Genomic DNA, 703 nt, shown 5'->3' on the forward strand with positions numbered 1-703 from the left:
CAAGCCGGCTCCTACAGTTTAAATAGCGCCAGGTCCCGGTTTTAAAGGGTCTGGCGCTTTTTTATGGCCTGGAATTGTGGCGTAACCGTGCTGTACTCACAGCAGTGCCCAGAGGGGCGCTGAAGTAAATCTGCAGGGAGCATCACTGATTTACTGATTCGGTAGAGCGATCTATCAAGGACGGGCTTCATGTCTTTGTTCAAACGTTCAGTGACGGAGGGATTAGGTACGTTTTGGCTGGTGTTGGGCGGTTGCGGGAGTGCGGTGTTGGCCGCAGCATTTCCCGCAGTCGGGATCGGGTTGCTGGGTGTGGCCCTGGCGTTCGGGCTCACGGTGCTGACCATGGCGTTTGCCATCGGCCATATCAGCGGTTGTCACCTCAACCCGGCGGTGTCGGTGGGGCTGGTCGTGGGCGGGCGGTTTCCTGCCCGGGAATTACCGGCGTACATCGTCGCGCAGGTCATCGGCGGCACCGTCGCTGCTGCGCTGCTGTACTTCATCGCCAGCGGCAAACCAGGCTTCGAACTGGCCAGCGGCCTGGCGTCCAACGGCTATGGCGAGCATTCGCCGGGAGGTTATTCCCTGGCAGCGGGGTTTGTCTGTGAGCTGGTGATGACGGCGATGTTCGTGCTGATCATCCTCGGCGCCACCGACCGTCGTGCCCCACCGGGCCTTGCGCCCATCGCCATCGGCCTGGCCCTCA

1 protein-coding gene is annotated in these 703 nt (G+C 61.3%); it reads left to right on the top strand.

Features of this window, described 5'->3' with window-relative positions; translation table 11 throughout:
* Positions 1–189 precede the first annotated feature (189 nt).
* A partial coding sequence (gene aqpZ / locus HX803_RS31500; RefSeq protein WP_178925981.1) for an aquaporin Z occupies positions 190–703 on the top strand: 514 nt, incomplete at its 3' end.

This window comes from Pseudomonas sp. P7548 (assembly GCF_013386585.1).
Taxonomy (GTDB): Bacteria; Pseudomonadota; Gammaproteobacteria; order Pseudomonadales; family Pseudomonadaceae; genus Aquipseudomonas.